Annotated in this window: 23 protein-coding genes; all 23 read right to left on the bottom strand. The window is 68.2% G+C overall.

All coding sequences use genetic code 11. The features are described 5' to 3' along the window. Positions 1-10 precede the first annotated feature (10 nt). Positions 11-514 (bottom strand): hypothetical protein, encoded by a 504-nt coding sequence (locus tag ACQP2T_RS63430; RefSeq protein ID WP_433520144.1) that lies wholly within the window; start codon positions 512-514, stop codon positions 11-13. Positions 515-529: 15 nt separating this feature from the next. After that, complete coding sequence (locus ACQP2T_RS63425) at positions 530-955, bottom strand: HK97 gp10 family phage protein (RefSeq protein WP_433520143.1); 426 nt, start codon at positions 953-955, stop codon at positions 530-532. Next, positions 955-1,416 carry a hypothetical protein gene (locus ACQP2T_RS63420; RefSeq protein ID WP_433520142.1) on the bottom strand — a complete coding sequence of 154 codons (462 nt, stop codon included), beginning with the start codon at positions 1,414-1,416 and terminating at the stop codon, positions 955-957. Before ACQP2T_RS63420 ends, ACQP2T_RS63425 begins: the two co-directional genes overlap by 1 nt. Positions 1,417-1,432: 16 nt before the next feature. Then, positions 1,433-2,272, bottom strand: coding sequence for a hypothetical protein (locus tag ACQP2T_RS63415; RefSeq protein ID WP_433520141.1), 840 nt, complete (start codon positions 2,270-2,272; stop codon positions 1,433-1,435). Between the two features lie 1,094 nt (positions 2,273-3,366). Beyond that, positions 3,367-3,687 (bottom strand): hypothetical protein, encoded by a 321-nt coding sequence (locus tag ACQP2T_RS63410; protein WP_433520140.1) that lies wholly within the window; start codon positions 3,685-3,687, stop codon positions 3,367-3,369. A 3-nt stretch (positions 3,688-3,690) separates the two neighbouring features. Beyond that, on the bottom strand, positions 3,691-4,158 hold the full coding sequence (locus tag ACQP2T_RS63405; RefSeq protein WP_433520139.1) for a hypothetical protein: 468 nt from the start codon (positions 4,156-4,158) through the stop codon (positions 3,691-3,693). A 13-nt stretch (positions 4,159-4,171) separates the two neighbouring features. After that, complete coding sequence (locus tag ACQP2T_RS63400; RefSeq protein WP_433520138.1) at positions 4,172-4,861, bottom strand: hypothetical protein; 690 nt, start codon at positions 4,859-4,861, stop codon at positions 4,172-4,174. A gap of 57 nt (positions 4,862-4,918) precedes the next feature. Further along, entirely contained in the window at positions 4,919-5,818 is a 900-nt protein-coding gene (locus ACQP2T_RS63395; protein WP_433520137.1) for an NAD-dependent epimerase/dehydratase family protein, read from the bottom strand. Next, the gene (locus ACQP2T_RS63390) at positions 5,815-6,372 is read right to left on the bottom strand and encodes a hypothetical protein (RefSeq protein WP_433520136.1); all 558 of its coding nucleotides are present in this window, start codon (positions 6,370-6,372) and stop codon (positions 5,815-5,817) included. Before ACQP2T_RS63390 ends, ACQP2T_RS63395 begins: the two co-directional genes overlap by 4 nt. After that, positions 6,369-7,100, bottom strand: a complete 732-nt coding sequence (locus ACQP2T_RS63385) for a glycosyltransferase family 2 protein (RefSeq protein ID WP_433520135.1) — start codon at positions 7,098-7,100, stop codon at positions 6,369-6,371. The genes ACQP2T_RS63390 and ACQP2T_RS63385 overlap by 4 nt, the downstream gene beginning before the upstream one ends. Further along, positions 7,097-7,852 carry a hypothetical protein gene (locus ACQP2T_RS63380; RefSeq protein ID WP_433520134.1) on the bottom strand — a complete coding sequence of 252 codons (756 nt, stop codon included), beginning with the start codon at positions 7,850-7,852 and terminating at the stop codon, positions 7,097-7,099. Before ACQP2T_RS63380 ends, ACQP2T_RS63385 begins: the two co-directional genes overlap by 4 nt. A 5-nt stretch (positions 7,853-7,857) precedes the next feature. After that, on the bottom strand, positions 7,858-8,112 hold the full coding sequence (locus tag ACQP2T_RS63375; RefSeq protein WP_433520133.1) for a hypothetical protein: 255 nt from the start codon (positions 8,110-8,112) through the stop codon (positions 7,858-7,860). An 87-nt stretch (positions 8,113-8,199) separates the two neighbouring features. Then, complete coding sequence (locus ACQP2T_RS63370) at positions 8,200-9,663, bottom strand: phage major capsid protein (RefSeq protein WP_433520132.1); 1,464 nt, start codon at positions 9,661-9,663, stop codon at positions 8,200-8,202. Next, the gene (locus tag ACQP2T_RS63365) at positions 9,663-10,565 is read right to left on the bottom strand and encodes an HK97 family phage prohead protease (protein WP_433520131.1); all 903 of its coding nucleotides are present in this window, start codon (positions 10,563-10,565) and stop codon (positions 9,663-9,665) included. Before ACQP2T_RS63365 ends, ACQP2T_RS63370 begins: the two co-directional genes overlap by 1 nt. Further along, positions 10,562-11,992 (bottom strand): phage portal protein, encoded by a 1,431-nt coding sequence (locus ACQP2T_RS63360; protein WP_433520130.1) that lies wholly within the window; start codon positions 11,990-11,992, stop codon positions 10,562-10,564. The genes ACQP2T_RS63365 and ACQP2T_RS63360 overlap by 4 nt, the downstream gene beginning before the upstream one ends. After that, positions 11,989-12,228 (bottom strand): hypothetical protein, encoded by a 240-nt coding sequence (locus ACQP2T_RS63355; RefSeq protein ID WP_433520129.1) that lies wholly within the window; start codon positions 12,226-12,228, stop codon positions 11,989-11,991. Before ACQP2T_RS63355 ends, ACQP2T_RS63360 begins: the two co-directional genes overlap by 4 nt. A 12-nt stretch (positions 12,229-12,240) precedes the next feature. Next, positions 12,241-13,809, bottom strand: a complete 1,569-nt coding sequence (locus tag ACQP2T_RS63350; RefSeq protein WP_433520128.1) for a terminase TerL endonuclease subunit — start codon at positions 13,807-13,809, stop codon at positions 12,241-12,243. Next, the gene (locus ACQP2T_RS63345; protein ID WP_433520127.1) at positions 13,799-14,329 is read right to left on the bottom strand and encodes a hypothetical protein; all 531 of its coding nucleotides are present in this window, start codon (positions 14,327-14,329) and stop codon (positions 13,799-13,801) included. Before ACQP2T_RS63345 ends, ACQP2T_RS63350 begins: the two co-directional genes overlap by 11 nt. 321 nt (positions 14,330-14,650) lie before the next feature. Next, a complete protein-coding gene (locus ACQP2T_RS63340; RefSeq protein WP_433520126.1) occupies positions 14,651-14,989 on the bottom strand; it encodes an HNH endonuclease in 339 nt (112 codons plus the stop codon). A gap of 58 nt (positions 14,990-15,047) precedes the next feature. Continuing rightward, on the bottom strand, positions 15,048-15,215 hold the full coding sequence (locus ACQP2T_RS63335) for a hypothetical protein (RefSeq protein WP_433520125.1): 168 nt from the start codon (positions 15,213-15,215) through the stop codon (positions 15,048-15,050). A 126-nt stretch (positions 15,216-15,341) separates the two neighbouring features. Then, complete coding sequence (locus tag ACQP2T_RS63330) at positions 15,342-15,617, bottom strand: hypothetical protein (protein WP_433520124.1); 276 nt, start codon at positions 15,615-15,617, stop codon at positions 15,342-15,344. Positions 15,618-15,704: 87 nt separating this feature from the next. Next, on the bottom strand, positions 15,705-15,848 hold the full coding sequence (locus tag ACQP2T_RS63325) for a hypothetical protein (RefSeq protein WP_433520123.1): 144 nt from the start codon (positions 15,846-15,848) through the stop codon (positions 15,705-15,707). Positions 15,849-16,416: 568 nt separating this feature from the next. After that, positions 16,417-17,118 carry a hypothetical protein gene (locus ACQP2T_RS63320; protein WP_433520122.1) on the bottom strand — a complete coding sequence of 234 codons (702 nt, stop codon included), beginning with the start codon at positions 17,116-17,118 and terminating at the stop codon, positions 16,417-16,419.

Genomic DNA, 17,118 nt, shown 5'->3' with positions numbered 1-17,118 from the left:
AGCGTCCCCCTCAGGCACTCGCGCCGACGATGGCCACATCGCAGGTGACCGGTGTGCCGCCGGCGCTGTTGACGAGGTTCAGCAGATCGCCCGTACCCGCCGTCACGACGACCCCGGCGGCCGACGGGTCGAACCAGATGAAGCCGCCAGCGGGCTTGACCGCGATGCCATCACCGGCCGCGAGGAAGAGCGGGGCGCCGTTCGAGGCGGGCTGCACGATGTTGACGTTGTTGGTGTTGCCAGTCGCGGCGAAGACGACGACCATCTTGATCCGCGCGAACGTGAGCGTCGTCCCGAAGGGCCCCGTCAGTGACCCGGCCAGGTCAACGGCCTGCGTGCCGGAGGCCGCGATCGTGAACTGATCGCTCCAGATCATGTCCGCCTGGCCAGCGCCCGTCCCCTGCGCCAGGATCAGCTGGCGGGCCACGGCCAGCGGAGCCGACACCGTGGTCAGGTCCAACGGATTGGTGATCTCCGCTTCGAGCTCGAAATACGACTGCAGCCGAAAGGCCATATCAGTCTCCCTTGATCATCGGAAGCCCTGCTCGCGGGCCACCTGGTCCACAACCTCGACGGTCGCTGCCAGCGCGCCATCCATCCCGGCCTCGGCCGCAGGGACTAGGTACGACCTGGTTTCCTGGCTCACCCACCGGTCGCGGTGGCCGAACACGGGGTGCCGGAATGCGGCGTTGCCCGTGATGCCCTCGTACGGTCGGCCGTGCGGCGCCACCTTGCTCCGAACCCGGATGGACACCCCGGGGTCGCGCTGGCTGAATCGCACGCTCAATGAGATCGCGCGCGGGATCCGCGTCGACCAGGACGCCCGGCCCTTCGCGTCCGCCACGATCGGCTCGGCGGCCACCTTCAAGGCGGGCCGGAGCCTCTTACGCAGCTCCTTCGGGATGCCGTCAAGCTCCTTGGCCAGCTTGCGGATCTCCTGCGACGGGTCGGCCATCACGCCGCCGAGAACGCGTCGATGTGGACGACGAACCTGATCGTGCACACCGGTCCGGCATTCGTCTGGTCGGCCACCACGTCCAGCGTGCTGAGCCGGGCCATCATCACCGTGCCGCCCAGCCGCGAATCGTCGGCCAGCTCATTGCGGAGTCCGGCCAGCAGCTCGAACGCGCGCGCTCGAACCGTCTGCGAGTCCGGCTTCCCGCCGCGGTGCGCATCGCCGCGCCAGGCGCTGGCCATGCACATGACGTCGTAGCGCTCCAGATCCGGCTCCATGTCGAGCTGCTCGCGGCTCAGCGTCGAGCGGACATCCGCCTCGCTGGGGCTGCCGCTGTACCCGATGGCGATCACGTCGTCGCGCACCTCGACCGTCGGGCCGCCGTCGAGGACCTGCACGTCGGGATGGGCGCGTTCAGCGAGCGCCACGAGCGCGTCGAGTGCCGCGGGGATCGTGGACATGGACTATGCCTCCTGCTCAGCCGACGAGCGGCTCATCGCGCTCCTGGTCCTTCTTCAGGCCCAGCAACTCCATCACCCGGTAAGGCATCGCGAACGGGCGCACGGAGGCGACGATGGCATCCGAGTCGCCAAGGGCCGGACGGCCACCCGCCTGGTTGTGCTGCGAGCCCTGCCACAAGTGCTTGATCAGGTCCAGGCCGGCGAGCCTGAAGTTCTGCGGCAATGGGCTCCGGCCCAGCCGAGCGGTCACCCGCACATCGCCGCACCAGGCCGGCACCCGCAGGATGCCCTCCGAGTTCACTAGCGTGTAGCCGTCAATCCCGGCCAGCGCGTCGGCCAGCGGCACCACCTCGCCGCCCGGCAACCGAACCACACTGATCACCGCGATGACCGGCCGCTCCGGCAGCACGATCACGCCCCGGCGAGCCGACACGTCCATCACCACGCTCTGCGGCGATACGTGGCCCATGCGATCCTCGATCATCTGGCAGCCAGCGCCGACGAACCAGCGCAGCGCCTCATCGTCCTCGGTGCGCGATGGGTCCATCCGCAGGTGGTGTTTCTGGTCGGCCAGCGAGATGAACGGAGCACCGTCGGCCGGCTCGACGTCGAAGATTTCGGCGTACGCGCTGGCGTTGGCGCCGGTGGCTAGCCACCGCACCAGGTGCAGCCCGGCCTGGACTGTCGCGTAGTCGTAGTGGTAGACGCCGGCCGTGCCAGGCAGGGACGCCTCGATATGCGTCGTGCCGTCCGGCAACGTGATCGTCAATGAGACGCTGCCCGCGTTCTCCGGTGTGCCAGACGCGTTGGTGATGGTGACCGACAGGGGGACGGGGTCTCCGAGGTCAAAGCTCACGTGGCCTCCATCTCTGACGTCCGTCGCGGTCGTTCATGCATCGATGGGCCGGACCGGGTCGTCCCTGCCGCCGAGGGTGCGGTCCTGTCGCGCGGGCTGATGTGCCCGCGACTGCTCTCCGGCTGCGGTGTGACGGTGAGCTCCATCCAGCCCAGCCACATGCGGCCGTGGACGCGGTAGGCGGTCGGTGCCGCCCGACCCCGCCGGACCATGGGCACCAGCGCGGGAGGCGGTGGTGCTACGGCCTGGGGCCACGCAGGCTCGACGTACTGCCCGCGCCGCGTCGTACAGCTCGACCGCCGGGCCCGGACCGGCTGAGGGATCCAGGCCATCGGCGGCGGGTACGTGGTGAAGCGGCCATGCCGTGGTTGTGCTCCCGGACGTCCGCTCGATTGGTGCGGCGGCGGGATCGGCGCAGTGGCCGGACAGTCGGCGAACCAGCCGCGGCGGACCGTCAGCATGCGGCGGTGACCGGATACCGGCGACGGAACCCACGGAGGTGGCGGAGCAGCCTGCGCCGCCCACGGCGGGCAGGTGAACTCGCCGCGGCGTACCGCGACGAACTGGGCCCGGCCTCGTACCGTCCGAGGCGGGAACGCGGGAGGCTGCTGGACGATCGCTGGCAGCGGCGGGGCAACGAAACGGCCGTCGCGTTGCACGGCCAGCCGAACGCGGCCGCGCACCAGACGCGGGGCGAATAGCGGCGCGGACGAGACTGCAACCTGGGCAGGTGGAGAGGAGAAGCGGCCGGGGCGTGTCCTGGGCGGGCCAGCGTGGATCGCGCCGCGCTGGACCGCTGGCAGCATCGCGACCGGCTGCGGAACGATGCGGAACGCGCCCCGACGTACCCGCACCCCCAGCCGGTATTCGCCAGCCTGCCTGGTCAGTGGAGGGATGAACGCTGGCGCGGTGACTGCGGCCAGCCGGGCGCCCGCGAAGAACTGACCGTGGCGAGGCGCCACACCGAATCGGAACCTCGCCCGCGAAACCCGCGGCACCAGCGAAGGTTGCTGCGCTACGACGGCACGAGGCCCCTGGAAGAACTCGCCGCGACGCGCGTACGGGTGCCTCCAGCGCCGCGACATTCAGCCCCCTCAGTCGAGCACGGTCACGCCCGCACAGTCCGACCAGACCGAGTTCACGGTGAACTGGACGTCGCTGTCCGTGCTATCCGAAGAGATCGCCGAGTTCTGGGCGACCGCCCAGGCGAACATCTCCAGGATCTCGCCATGCTCGCCGTAGCCGGCCGCCGCCAGCACCTTCGTAGCGAGCCCCTGCCGTTTCAGATAGGCCGTCGTCGACATGGCGTTCTGCGCTTCTCCTGCGACCAGGACGGCGGCGGTCATGATGGCCATGCGGACCCGCGACCGAAACGCCTCGTCCTTGGCCAGCGTGATCTGTTCGACAAACGCCAAGATCTATTCCTCCCACTCGCAGCTCAAGACGTACTTGTGGCTCGCAGGGAGGGCATTGTCCCTGTTAATGAACGCGAGCCCGTTGCTCGTACCGAGCGTGACCGCCCACTCCTCCAGAAGCTCCCACGGCAGGTCCGCGCTGCTCTGCGTGTTGAACGGGATCCGCCACTGGTCAGCGCTTGTGTTCGTCGGCGGCGTCGCGTACGCGGAGTTCCAGACCGCGCCTGCGGCCGCCGAGTTCGGGTCGAGCTTGGCCGGGGTCATGCCCGCCGTCGGCGTGGTGCCGGCGGAGGTCACCCGGTTGATGCCGACGACCACCTGCTGCGAGGTCGGCACACCGGCGCCCGCCACGACGCCGATCGTCACCCGCCTGAGCTTGTAGCCAGTGGAGGCCGACGACATTAGCCACGCGAAGCCGGTATCGACCGCGAGGGCCGCCGCGCTCTCCACCTGGGCAGCAAAACGAGCCATGATCACATCCCTTTCAGAAGAAGCCGCCGTACTGGGAGAGCGCACGAGGGGCTCGCCCGCCCGAACTCGCCGCAGGCGCGATCGCCAGCGACAACGAGGTGTAGTTGTTGGAAGAGCCGATCGCGCACGTCGCCGTACGGCTGCCGGTAGAGCCAGCCGCGCCCAGGACCTCGGTCGCCAACGCGCCGAACGCGAATCCCGCCCATCCGGAGTCGGCCTGCTCGGTCATCCCTCCTGGTGGCGTGTAGGAGGGAGCGGGCGTGCCGGTGCCCACGGTCGACGCCCACGCGCACACCAGCAGGCAGCCGCCCACCGAAGGCGAGATGCTGGGCGCAACCTGGGCGGTCTGGTTGGCACCGCCGTCGCTCCAGGTCGCCGTGACGTCGAAGGGCGTGAATGTGTTGAAACCGGTGATCGCCAGCATCATCACGACGGACGTGTCTGGGTTGCCGAACGAAAACGAACTGCCCTCGGACCCGTCTGCCTGGCGCTGCCACAGTTTCCCGAAACACGATCCGGTACCCGAGTAGGTGGACCCCTCCTGTGTGAAACCGCTCGCGCCGGTCATGCCCGCGGTGTTGCCGAAGACGTCCGTCATGTGGACCGCGGCCAACAAGTCGCCCGCCGCGGTGCCCGCTGGTTTCGTCACCGACACCGCGCCCCCGGAGCTCACCCCGAAGGACGGAGACCGAACCGAGATCACGGCACGACACCTCCCGGCACGTCGAAGAAGGCCGCCTGCTCGGCCTCGTCGGTTGAACTACTGACCCACCAGCGCCCGCATCGCGCGCCGGACCCCCTCGGCGAGCGACACCCCCGGCCGGTAGACGTCGAGCATCCGAGTCGGGTCGCCCACTCGGCACGCCACTCCAGCGGGGGCGTCCTCGCGCAGGTCGAAGGCGGCCCGATACCCGGCCTCGGCGCACATCATCGCCGCCAGGTCCCTCATGGATGTGCCCACGCCGGTGCACAGATTGATCGGCTCGCGAACGTCGGCGTCGACCACGGCGAGCGCGCCGGTCACCACGTCGTCGATATGGATCCAGTCGCGCACCTGCTCGCCGGTGCCCCAGATCAGGAAGGGGTCTTCTCGGCGCCGGGCCCGGTCCAGGAACGCGCCGAACGGCCAGTCGACGCCCTGGTCTTCCCCGTATCCGGAGAACGGCCGTACGACGTGCACGGGCAGCCCGGCCAGCACCGCAGCGGCGGCCATCCGCTCGCCTGTCAGTTTCGCCCAGCCGTATGAGGCGTCAGGGGTGCCGATGTTGTACCGGTCGAACCGGACCATCGCCTCGGACAGCGGCCTGGCCGTGGCGAAATCGCGCTGGTAGTCGATCGGATATGCGGCGCTGCTGGACAAGTAGAGCACCCTGCGCTGGCCGGTGCGCACCGCCCATTCGAACATTGCGGCGTCCAGGGCCAAGTCGAGCGCCATGTTCATCGGCAGGCCGTCGATTGCGGCTCGGTGCGGGGCGGTCGCCGCCGCGTGCACCACCAGGTCGTAAACGTCGCGGCAGGCGCGGAAGATGTCGTGCGCATCGATGCCGCCCGCGTAGTCATCGATGTCGCACACGTCGACCGACCACCCGCGACGCAGCAGTTCGGCCTCCATGTGGCGGCCGACGAACCCGGCCGCCCCCGTGACAAGGGCGGTCTTCATCGCAACCCCCAGATCCCGAAGCAGTACGGCAGGCCCATTGGGCGGAAATCTGCGGTCGCGTAGACGTGCAGGCGCCAACCGGCGGCCGTGAGCATCGCCTCGACATCCTCGCGCGCCCACGCCCAGTAGTGCTCGGGGTTGGAGTCGTTCCAGGCGTCCACGGGCGTGGACAGCACCAGCATCCGCGAGCGCTCGCGAATCCTGCCTAACGCCAGGTCCGGCTCGTCTAGGTGTTCGAGCGTCTCGGAGCACACGAACAGGTCCACGTCCGGAATCTCGTGAATGGTCTTCTCGATCGGGCCGCAGTGCTGATAGCCGGCCGCGAAATCGCCGTAGTGCTTCACGGCGGCCGGAATCGAGGTGAGGATCGCGCCGTTGCCGCACGACAGGTCTGCTGCGGCGGCCACTCCGTCGCCGGCGAGCCAGCGGGCGACAGCGATGGTCACGTCCACGCGCAGATGGTGGTCGTACCAGCGCCGATGGTCATGGGGCGTCCGGTACAGGCCTGCGAGTTCGTCGTCCGTGTAAGCGGGACGAAGCCGCTGCCGGGTCACCGTGGACTCCTCGCGAGCGCCTCGCGCACCGCCAGGACCTCCGTTGGCCCATGTTCGCGCATGTACGCCTGGAACGCTTCGCGGTCCCTCTGGTACATGTCCGGGGCGTTGACTCGACGGTAGCCGTCGTCCCATTCGGCGGTGCCGGCAACGGGGTGGAGATGCTCGACGACGACGTGCGGCAGGTAGGTGATGCAGCCTGCTGACCGGCCGAGCGTCAGCCAGTAGTTGTCTACGTACAGGTGGTGCAATGTGGGCGGCGCCATGTGCCCGAGGCTCTCAATCACCGACGTGCTGACCGCCACCTGCGTGGGCAGGCTGGAGCGCTGCACGAGGTCATTGCCATACACGAAGCCAGGCAGCGAACGGAGCGCATCCACGTACGCCTCATCCCAGTCCGGCGTGCGCGGCCGGTGGTCGTCGCCCATCATCCCGATGGCCTCGACGTCCGGCCATGTCGCGAGGACGTGCGCGGCGCCGAAGTTCAGCGCGGTCACCATGGTCCCGGACGGCTGCGTAATCAGCGTGGTCAGGGGCCCCCAGTGCTCCAAGTCGGCCACAACCTGCCGGTACTCCCCCGCATTTGGGTCGTCCGCGTCGATAACCAGCAGCAGCTTCGTGTACTCACCGCAGGTCTCGGTGAATGCGCGGGCCAGTTCGGCGACCGCACCGGGCCTGCCGCGCGTCGGCACGACCACGACCATGCTGCCGGTCCCGTCCGGCGTCACGAGTCCACCTCCGCAACGGGCGGAGAGTAGACGTCCTCACCGATCCACACCTGCTTGAGGTGTGTCGTCTTCACTCTGGTGTCCACAAAGATCGGGTATCCGCAGGCGACCGCACGCGCGCAGAACGACAGGTCCTCCGAAAGCACCAGGCCCGTGGTGGGGTTGGCCATCCGGCCGTACCAGTTCTGCCCGTACTGCTCGGTCACCTTGCCCAGGACGTCGCGGTGGATAACGATGCACGCCGAGCCGGTCGCGGCCACCTCGACCAACTGCTCGCGCGGGTAGTCCAGCCAGGCAGTGAACCCCTGGCGGCCGTCGCCGACCTCCGCCCAGCGGAACAGCGTGGGACACGGCCTGGTGCGGTGCCCGCCCATGCCGTCCAAGGCGTATTCCTGCTGGGAGAAGCACAACGCGCCGACGATCGGCCTCTCGGCCGGGTCTGCGGCGGCGACGAGCCGGTCCAGCGTGTCCTCGGTGAACCCCATGTCGGTGTCCGTCCAGAACAACCACTCGCCCTCGCCCTGCAGGAACCGCGCCACCGTGGCATTGCGGGCATCCACGATGCCGCCCGTCCCGTACCGCATCCCCAGGTAGCCGCCCCGCAGCACCCGCCGTTCCTTGGCCAGGTCGTAGCCCAGCAGACCCACCACGCTCTGGTGCCAGGAGTAGGCGACCTCATGGCCGTGCACATACGCCAGGCAGGCGCTGCCGTCCATCGATGCAGGCACCACATCGACCGACGCTTCGGTCATAGCCGTCACTTCTGGGCTCGCGGCCGGCGCGTCTGACTCCGTTCGCCGGGCGCTCTGGTGGCCCGCTCGACCGGCGGTTCATCCGCCGCCGACTCCACGCGGTCGACCGTCCGGTTGACGAACCGGTTATCTGCCGAGAACAAGCCCGGGTTCGCCTTGACCATCGGGTCGGAGGCATCCCACGCGGTGCCGCGAGGGATGTGCATACGCTTACCCTGCCAGGTGATGTTGACGGTGTCGGTCGCGATGACGACGTCCATGATCTGCACCTCTCCGGGCGGTGTGGGTGGTTGGGTTCCCGCCAGCCGACCACCCAGGCGGCCGGCGGGAAGCGAAGGGATCTTCCTCTACTGGTTCTGGAGCAGGCGGAAGCCCAGGTCATTGATGGAGTTTCCGCCGTGGCGAGCCCACGCGAACCAGCCGCGCTGACCGGTCGGCCTGTTGTTCGTGACGTCGAAAAGGTGCGGCACCAATTCGACGCTCATCCCGGCCCTGTCCGCGATCAGGTAGTTCCGGAAGTCGCCGACAACCAGGATGTTCGAGGCGCCCGTGGTGCCGGTGAAGTCCGGGAAGTAGGACGCGAACGCGATCGGCCGCATCCGGATCGTCTCGATGACGCCGGTCAGGTCGACCGTGACGAACGACAGGTTGTTGCCGTTGCCGAAGGATGCGACCTCGTTGCCGACGTCGTGGTTCATCACCCAGGTGGCGTTCTGCTTCCACCGGTCCGGCAGGGCTCCCCACACCTTGTTGATGTCAGCGCCGCCGAACGCGCCGTCCGTGGTGACGACGACCTCGACGTTGGTGTTGGCGTCCAGGGCGGTGATGATGCCGCGCGGCTGGCCGGAGCCAGTGCCGGTCGCGAACGACTGCGCCTGCAGTTCGTCATAGCCCTCGCTGAGGAGACGGGACATCTCCTCAGCGAAGCCTGGGTAGTCCATCCCGACCTCGATGCTGTACGGGATGAAACCACGAGCGGTGTTGATCGGCACGTTCGGCTGAGCGAGCGTCGGCGAGTCATCCGACACGGCAGAAGCCTCAGCGTCGTACGACCAGGTCACACCGGCCGAACTGACGCCCTTCCACTCGTCGGTCGTGATCGTCACCTGCCGGGCGAGCCCGCGGAAGGGGTTCAGCGATCCCTGCGCGGTCAGGATGATGGTCGGGTCGATCAAAACCGGGACGCCGTAACCACCCGCGTTGTCAGTGCCGCCGGCCATCGCCCGAAACTCGGCGACCGCCCGCGCCTCTTCGTCGGTGAAGCCCGGCTGAGAGTAGTGCATGGCCTTGACGAACGCGCTGCGGTACGCCTCATTCTCCGAGGCGAGCAGGCGCCGCCCGATCGCGCCGCCGTCAGTGTCGTCGGTGCGCGTCCGCAGCAGCCGCTCCACCTTATCCAGCTGGTCGCTGCGCAGATGCCGGGCACTCTCCCGACTCTCCAGCACCTTCAGCGAGCGGTCGCGGACCTCCGTACGAGACAACGCCCGCAGTTCGGAACCGTCCCACGGGTCCACCCGGCGCATCACCTGCACGCCGCGGGCGTCGAGGTTGCCGTCGCCGGCCTCGGTGTTGCCGCGGGCGGCGAAGCCTGCGACAAGGTTGCGGCGCCGCTCGCGCTCGGTCTCGCGGGCGCGCTCCTCCTGCTGGTGGGTTTGCGCTTCGTCGCGCAGGCGCACCTGCTCGGCGCGCTGCTCCTCCAGTTCGGCCCAGCGGACCTGCTGCTCTTCCGTGAAGTCCGCGTTGGCCGCGGCCTCGTGCAGTTCGCGCATCTCGGTCTCGATCTCACCGAGCCTGCGCAGAATCTCGTCCATCAGGACGTCTCCTCGCTCAGGAATGGGTAGCGCTGCGCCCTCAAGCGGGCGGCGCGCTGGGGATGGGTGAGACCTGCCGCGTGGTGCACTACCGGGGTGTCCGGCGCGTCGGTCGGGGTGTCTGCGGCCTCCTGCTGCGCGGTGTCCGATGGCTCGTCGAGGATCGGCGCCTCGACTGCTCGGGCGGCCTCGCCGCTGGCGGTGCGGAGTCCGTGCTGGGCACGGAAGTGTGCGAAGGATCGGGCGATCGCTTCGTGCCGGTCAGGATCGCGGGAGCGGAGTTGCTCTCCGTACCAGTCGGTCATGCCGACGGAGCGGAGGCCGGCCGTGGCGGCGTGGCTGGCCGGCCAGGTGACCGGGCCTGCCTCGAAGAGCCGCACCTGCAGGATGGACCGCTCGGGCAACCCTTCAGGGTTGTGGGCGCTCGCCTCAGGCTCGTGATTCCACAATTCGTCGGTGACGTTGAACATGAAGCTGGAGCCGTACCCACCGGCCCTCAGTCCCGGGATCAGGTCCCGGTTGTAGGAGGTGTCCAGCAGTGGCACTTCGGAGTAGGCGCCGTCGGTCCGCTCCTCCAGCGTCTCGGGCACGCCGAGGATCTTGTCGCCGACGAAGAAGTCCATCCCGTGGTTGAACAGGATCTTCACCTTGTCGCCGCGTTCGGCGATCGTCTTGGAGAACGAGCCCGGCAGGACCCTCTCCAAGAAACGCCCCTCATACCAGGAGTTGATTTCGTACCAGGCGCCAAAGGCGGAGAACCGCAGCACCATCACAGGGCTGTCGCTCTCCGCGCGGACCTCGGCACGTTCATCACCTTCCGGCGGCTGGTTCCCAACGGCGGCGCTCGTCATCAGGTCCACGGGTGCGGTGAACGCCCGGACGGTGATCAGGTCACGCTTCACGGCTGCTCTTCCTCCTCATCAAGGACGGCGCCGTCGGGCACTTCCTCGTCAGCGGGTTCGTCGTCGTTCTTGTCTTCCGGTCCCGTCGTGCCGGCTCCCTGCGAAACCTGAGCGCCGGGCGGCTGGAGTTGCACCGACAGCAGTCCGGTGTGCACGAGCAGGCTGGAGTCCTGGGCAGCAGTCGCGGCCTGCGCCGACTTGGCGGTGAAACCCTCACGCACCAAGCTCGCGATCGTGGACGCCTCTACCTGAAAGATCTCCGCGGCGTCCTTTTTGTCCTCACGCAGAAAACTCACGTCGCGGTCGTCATACCAGAGTTGGGCATTCGGCCTTGACGGCAGCAAACTCGCCAGCGACCCGGCGGCATTCCGCCACAGCGGCCTCAGCGTCCCGTCGCCGAACCGGCGGCGCGCCTGCGCATAGTTGGAGTACGTCGCGGACGCGAGCCCTTCCGACAGGCCCACGATGACCGGCGGCACACCCAGAGCCGCGGCTATCCTGGTCTCTCCCAGCGCCTGGATCGCCTTGTACGACATCTGTTCGAAGCTGTTGCCGACCGTCTTCACATCGGCCCCGCCGCCCAGATACAAGGTGCGGTAGGCGTTGACGGCCCCGCGGTGGTTGGTCTCCATCTTCGCCTTGAAACGCTCGAACACCTCGGGTGTCACCGAAGCGTCCATGGTGACGACCATGTTGGGGCTGGCGCCGTTCTCAAAGAACTTCAACTTGTGGGTCGTGGCTGCCTGGTCACCTTCGATGTCCCGGATAACCGCCTGTAGCAGCGACATGCCGCGGAAGGAGGCCGCCGGGTCCGGGATCGGCGCGTAGTGGCACACCTCCTCCGGCAGCAGCACCTCCGTGCGGCCAGTCGGCGGCTGGTAGATGTAGCCGATCAGTTCCGCGTCCAGGTCGAACGCCTGCAAGTCCGGGTCCTCGTACGAGCCGAGCACGATGGTCACCCAGTCCGGCCGCAACCGTACGATCCGGTCCCGTCCGTCCCGAGACCGTCGCCGAGTCGCGAAGAAGGCGCCCGCCAGGCTGCTGTCCTGCTCCATCCGCGCCAGCAGGTCGCCCGTCGTCGCGCCCGGCCATGGCCGCTCCAGCAGGGCGAGGTCCTGCCCGCCGAACAGGTTCCCGGGCCGGCCGCTGTTGAAGCCGCGCCACTGAAACCGCGCCTCGGAGAAGACGAGCAGCCGCGACAGCAGACACGCGAACACAACGCCCGACCGCTTGTAGACGCCGTTGACGATGCCGTCGAAGTTGCCTTCGACGCGCTCCTGCGACCCTGTGATCGTCTGGTAGAAGCCCTGTCCGAACGGATCAGCAGAGAACAGGTTGAGGTAGTCGTCCCATCCGAACCTCGACAGGGCGGCGGGGCGCTGATAGCGCTCCGCGTGCCGTCCGGTGATCCTCTCCAGCAGGCTCATCGGATACGCGACCGCCCGCCACTACTAGGCCGCGCCCGGGCGTCACGCCAGCCCTCACCAGCCGCCACCCATGCCACTGTCAGCCCGAGCCACAGTTTGCCGACGAGCCAGCCGAGCACATATGGAAAGCCCACCAGGAGCGTCGCCAACAGACGAAGCAGCGCGAGCAGGCCCTTGCGGACGTCCACCCGGCGTGACCGTTCTGAGATCCGCTCCAGCGGCACCGTCAACGCCACCCGTCCGCCCTCCTACGCCCACACCGCGAACGGCTCATACGGTTGGTCTTCCGGCTCGGGGGCAGCGATCCGCCACAGCACGATCACCATCGCGATACAGCCGTCGATCTTGCGTTTCGACTTGCCCTTGGACAAGGTGAAGCCGCGCTCACCGGGCCTCATGGCGGCGGACTTGACATGTGCCCCCAAGTCGGGGTCCCCGTCCTGAACGACGTCGCCGCCCACGATCATCTCCAGGGCGTGACCACACGCCGGCGCCATCCGCTCGGGCGACTGCGGGAACTCCACCATCAGGAAGCCCTCATCTTCGAGCTGGCGGGCGGGCACCTCGAAGAACCGGGGGTCGTAGGTGACCTCAACGACCGTGTAAGCGTTGGCCAGGTCGAACCGGATGTAGTCCACCACCGCCTGATGGTCGATCTTCCCGGAGCCGTCGGGGTTCCAGATCTTCGGCTTGACCGCGACCTTGCCGTCCGGCCGCTGCCAACCGGTCAGCACGGCGACGGAGTCACGGCGCAACGCCATGTCCACGGCTACCTTGACCTCAGCCTTGGCCGGGATCGTGGCCTCGCCGGCGCACTTGTCCCACGCGCCCGGGTAGTCCTTCAGCCACGAGTCCTCAGCGATGTCGACCCAGCGGTTCGCGAAGTAGCGGAGCCACTCATGCCGCGGCATCGACGGGTTTCCCCAGTCGTTGACCCGGTCGGCCACGTTCCACAGCACTCCGGCCGCCTTCGATGCGGCCCGCACGGCGATGGCGCGCTGCTCGGGATCCTCATAGTCGAGGTCCTCCGGGGCTTCCTGCCAGTCGAAGTACAGCCTTGGTGCGAGTGCGGGGTTCTTCAGCACCCGCAGGCCGCGTTTGTACATGGCGCCCAGCAGCGAATGGTCCACGTCGAACCCGGCCGTGCTGAGGTTCAGCACCCGACCGGACCCGCGGGCCGTCTTACGCTTCTTCGTGGACTTGGAGATGACCGTGTGCACGCGGGCCTTGTTCGAGCCGACGTCGCCCCACTCGTGGAGTTCGTCGCAGATGAACAGGTGCGGGATGCCGCCCTCGTTCGTGCCCGCCACCGCGGCCACGCGCCGGATCTCGCCCGGCCGCCCGTCGCGGAACTGGATAACACGCTCGTAGACGGCGAAGAACCCGCACAGCGGCGCCTCGGTGATCTCGTCGTCCCGGCCGCCGACCATCTGGCCGGCCTTGGCGAACAGCTCGTCGGCCTGGTCGTACGACGCCGCCGCGATGTTGATGATCGGCGAGATCGGGGCGATCTGTGACGGGCCGGCGAACTCCAGCAGCGCAATCGCCGCGATGAACGTGGTCTTCCCATCGCCGGTGGCCGCGCCGCGAACGCCCTCGTCGTACCGCCACTGATCGCAGCGCGGACAGTACTCATACCAGCGGTACAGGAACTCCTTCTGGTCCTGCCGGAGCCGGAACGGCTGGCCGAACGTGTCCCCCTCGGGGAAGATCAGGTTGTCCTGGATCCACCGGACGGCCAACCCGCCGAGAGACGGCCACAGCTTCCCCGGCTCAGGAGCCCACCCGCACGCCGTACAAGGCTGGTCACGCGTCATCGACGACCCCGCTCACAACCTTCAGGTGCGGATCGCGCGGGTCCGGCTCGTCCTCGTCCTCGACATCGTCCGGGCCGCTGTACCGGGCGTTCATCGAGGCGAGCGACCGCTGTTCACTGATCGCGGCCAGGCCCAGCGACGCTGCGTTCAACCCGCCGATGCCGAGCTGCTTCTCGCAGTCCCGCACGACCGTCATGGCCTGCTCGGCGACCTTGTACAGCGGGTTGATGACCTCCTGGCCCTGCGACCCCGTCACGAGGGGCTGCGTGTCCGCCTCCGCGATCGTGCGCAGGTAACGGTCCAGCGCATCAATCCAACGCAGCAGCACCACCTTGGCCGCCGGCGTCACCAGGAGCGCGGGCCGGTCATCCCAGAAGGCGCCCCACGCGTCCTTCGCCGGCTTCGACAAGCCGCGCGGCGGAGCGAACTTCTCCACCTTCGACCCGGCGACCACCCCGAGGACCTGCTGGCCATTCCGAGCGTCGACCGCGGTCCCGGCGACCTTCTTAGCCCGAGGCATCAGATGCCTCCCTCAGCGAAAGCCGTCACAGGCAAATCCCGGGCGGTGGTACCAGCGAAAAAAGGCGCAAGGGGGACGGGTCAGGAGCCGATGATCCACATTCGCGCGATCATGGTGCCCCCCTGGTCCCTCCACGGTCCCATCGGTGCTGGCTGGAAGCGTTGTGTTCGTTCTGTGGTGATGTTGGTGTTGATGTTTTGTTTCGATCAACGTTTCGTTTCGTTGTGTTGCTGCTGGGTGGAGTGGTCAGGGGGCACTGGTGGGGGGGCACCTGGCCAGGGGGTAGGGGGAGGGGGCAGGGGGAGGGCGGGGTCCCTTGCCCTACCCGGTGTGCCCCGTCGTTGCGCCTTTGCTGTAGTTGCAGCGGGCGCACTCGGGCTGGTAGTTGCTCAGGTCGTTCGTTCCACCACGAGCGCGTGAGAGGACGTGGCCACCAGTGAGCGGGTTGTCGGGCGTGGGTGGCTGTCTGCACTCGGCGCACACGGTGGCGTCGGCGAGGATCTGCTCGCGTGCTTGCTGGTGATCCCACCCAAGGCCGCGCTCAGTAGTGGTTCCACGCTGCTGGTCTCGCTGCTGCTGGCGCTGGCCGGCACAGGCCCGGCAGCGTGGCCCCGTCCCCGAATGCAGACGCCGGCAGTCGAGGCACTCCCTGCTGGGCATGTCCTCCCCAATCCGAGAGGGCCCCGAATGTCGACGCCCGAACGGTTGAATCGACATCTCAGTCTGGCCACTCCGCGAAGAAGGCGTACATGTCGGGGACCTTCTCGCCGATGCGGTAGATCACGGTGCGGTTGGACGCCTCGATGCGTATGACATCGCTGTTAACGGTGACCTCGGGATCGCCTTCGCCGCGACGCCACTCGTCGAGAAGCTCTGCGGACACCATGACGCGCGGGTCGGCCCGGTCGACGGTGAGCAGTCCGCTGTCCCCGTGGCGGGTCAGGATGCACTCTCCGACGTTCTCCCACGGCCGTGCCCTCGCGACCCTGGAGGGAGTTGTAGTTCGGGCATGTCAACAACCACCGACGCACGCGCCTGGCGGGGTCCAGCCGAGGTCGATGAGCGCCTGCTGTACAGCGTCGCTCATGAAGATGACGACGCCAGAGTCCTTGACGTCAAGGTGGGTCACGTCGATCTCGTGGATGGCGAGCTCTGCTTCGACCTTCGGCAGGCTGCCCGCCTCCAAGTGGATCGTGAGGGCACGCAGTGCCGGGCTCAGGTTGTGGCCGTCGAGGTCCACGTTCGGGCTGAAGGGCGGGCCGGAGATGGACAGCTTGCGGTCGGTCATGGTTTCTCCCGGTTGGCGAGAGCCCCGAGTCCGGGAGGTCTCGGGGCTCTCATACCTCCAGTCGCGCACTGGAGGATCTCGGGTAGGTCAGGTGGGGATGAGGTTGGTCTGGGCGAGTACGGCGAGCGTCAGACCCAGGCTGAGCAGCGCTACCGGCCACGCCTTCTGGACGCTGGCGATGACGGTACTGGACAGGAGGCAGACGATGGCGATGAGAAGCAGAACGTCCATGCGGGGTCTCCGTTCGTGCCGGAGGTGGGGCGTACCGGAGGTTCCAAGCGGGGATCCTTGGACAGGCTGGTGGTGCGGCCCGGTCCCCAACCCCCCAGCAAAGGCTCGGGCCGCACGTCTCAAGGGGAGCGGCGGCCTGGTCCTCCGACCCGTGGACGTTGGTCCCTTCGGAGGCCAGGCCGGCACCCTGGGTGGGGCTCCGGGCAGCCACGGGGGAGGCTGCCGGGCCGGGCGCGCACTCCGCCTGGATGCGCGCGATTGGAGGGTTCGCATGTCCCGGAAACGCGAAGGCCCCGCTCAGAGAGGCGGGGCGCGGTAGGGCGTTTCGGACATGCCGAACACACCTGGAATCATGGGTTATCCACAGGCCGGGTGTCAAGCCAGGTCACGGGCGGTTCGCTCGGGTCGTTTAAAAGATCGCGGAGTGCTCTGCGTTGGTCCGGCGACAGCCTGATCGTCAACTGGCCGCGCGGCACGATGATGACGTCGCCACCAGGGCAGGGCAGCACGTCGCAGGGCAGAGGAGGGGATGCAGCCATGATCCCCCCATCATCCCAGATCAGTACCGTTATGCGGAGATCTTCACGCTACGCTCGGCCCGTTCGACACGCTTGGCCAGCCAGTCCCACTCGGACAGCGGCCACACGGGGCAGCCCTTCCACCAGGTGCCGATGTCTTTGCTCGGGGGCTCGCACACGTTCTCGCAGACGATCGCGATCAGGTTGCCGGGAAGTTCGCGCACCCGCCACGTTCGCGCACCGCCGGCGGGGGTGTCGGGGGTGACGCCGCGGCACCATGGGCATTCAACGTCGAGGCGTTGCCCGTCGAAGGTGAGGGCGAGTGCGTGCGCCATCTGGACGACCATGGTCCGTGCGATGGGGGCGGCGTAGGTGGCGAGGTCGTCGGTGAGGTGCTTGGCCGCGAACTGCAGGTAGGGGCGGGCGTCGGTGTCGCCCAGGCGGGGCGGGGCCGGCGGTTGGAGTGCGGTATGTGCGGCGACCGCTGCGGCGAGGTCGTCTGCGCGGACGAGGACGTCGTACATGGTGTCGAGGACGCCGAGGTCGAGAGGGGCGGGGTGTTCGCCGGGGGCGATGCTGTTGCGTTCGAGCCGCTCCTGCCAGGCCAGGCGGTCGCGTTCGGTCCGCTGGTCGAGGGTGAGCGTCTGGTGCCGCCAGGGTCGGGGCGTGCCGGGCATGCGGCTTTCGACGAGGTCCTCCCAATAGGAGGCCACCCATTGAAGGTCATCTGTGACGAGCTGGACGTATGACAC

This window comes from Nonomuraea sp. CA-143628 (genome assembly GCF_050942315.1).
Lineage (GTDB): Bacteria > Actinomycetota > Actinomycetes > Streptosporangiales > Streptosporangiaceae > Nonomuraea.
Note: the sequence above shows the minus strand (reverse complement) of the source record. Positions and strands in the feature narration are given on the sequence as shown.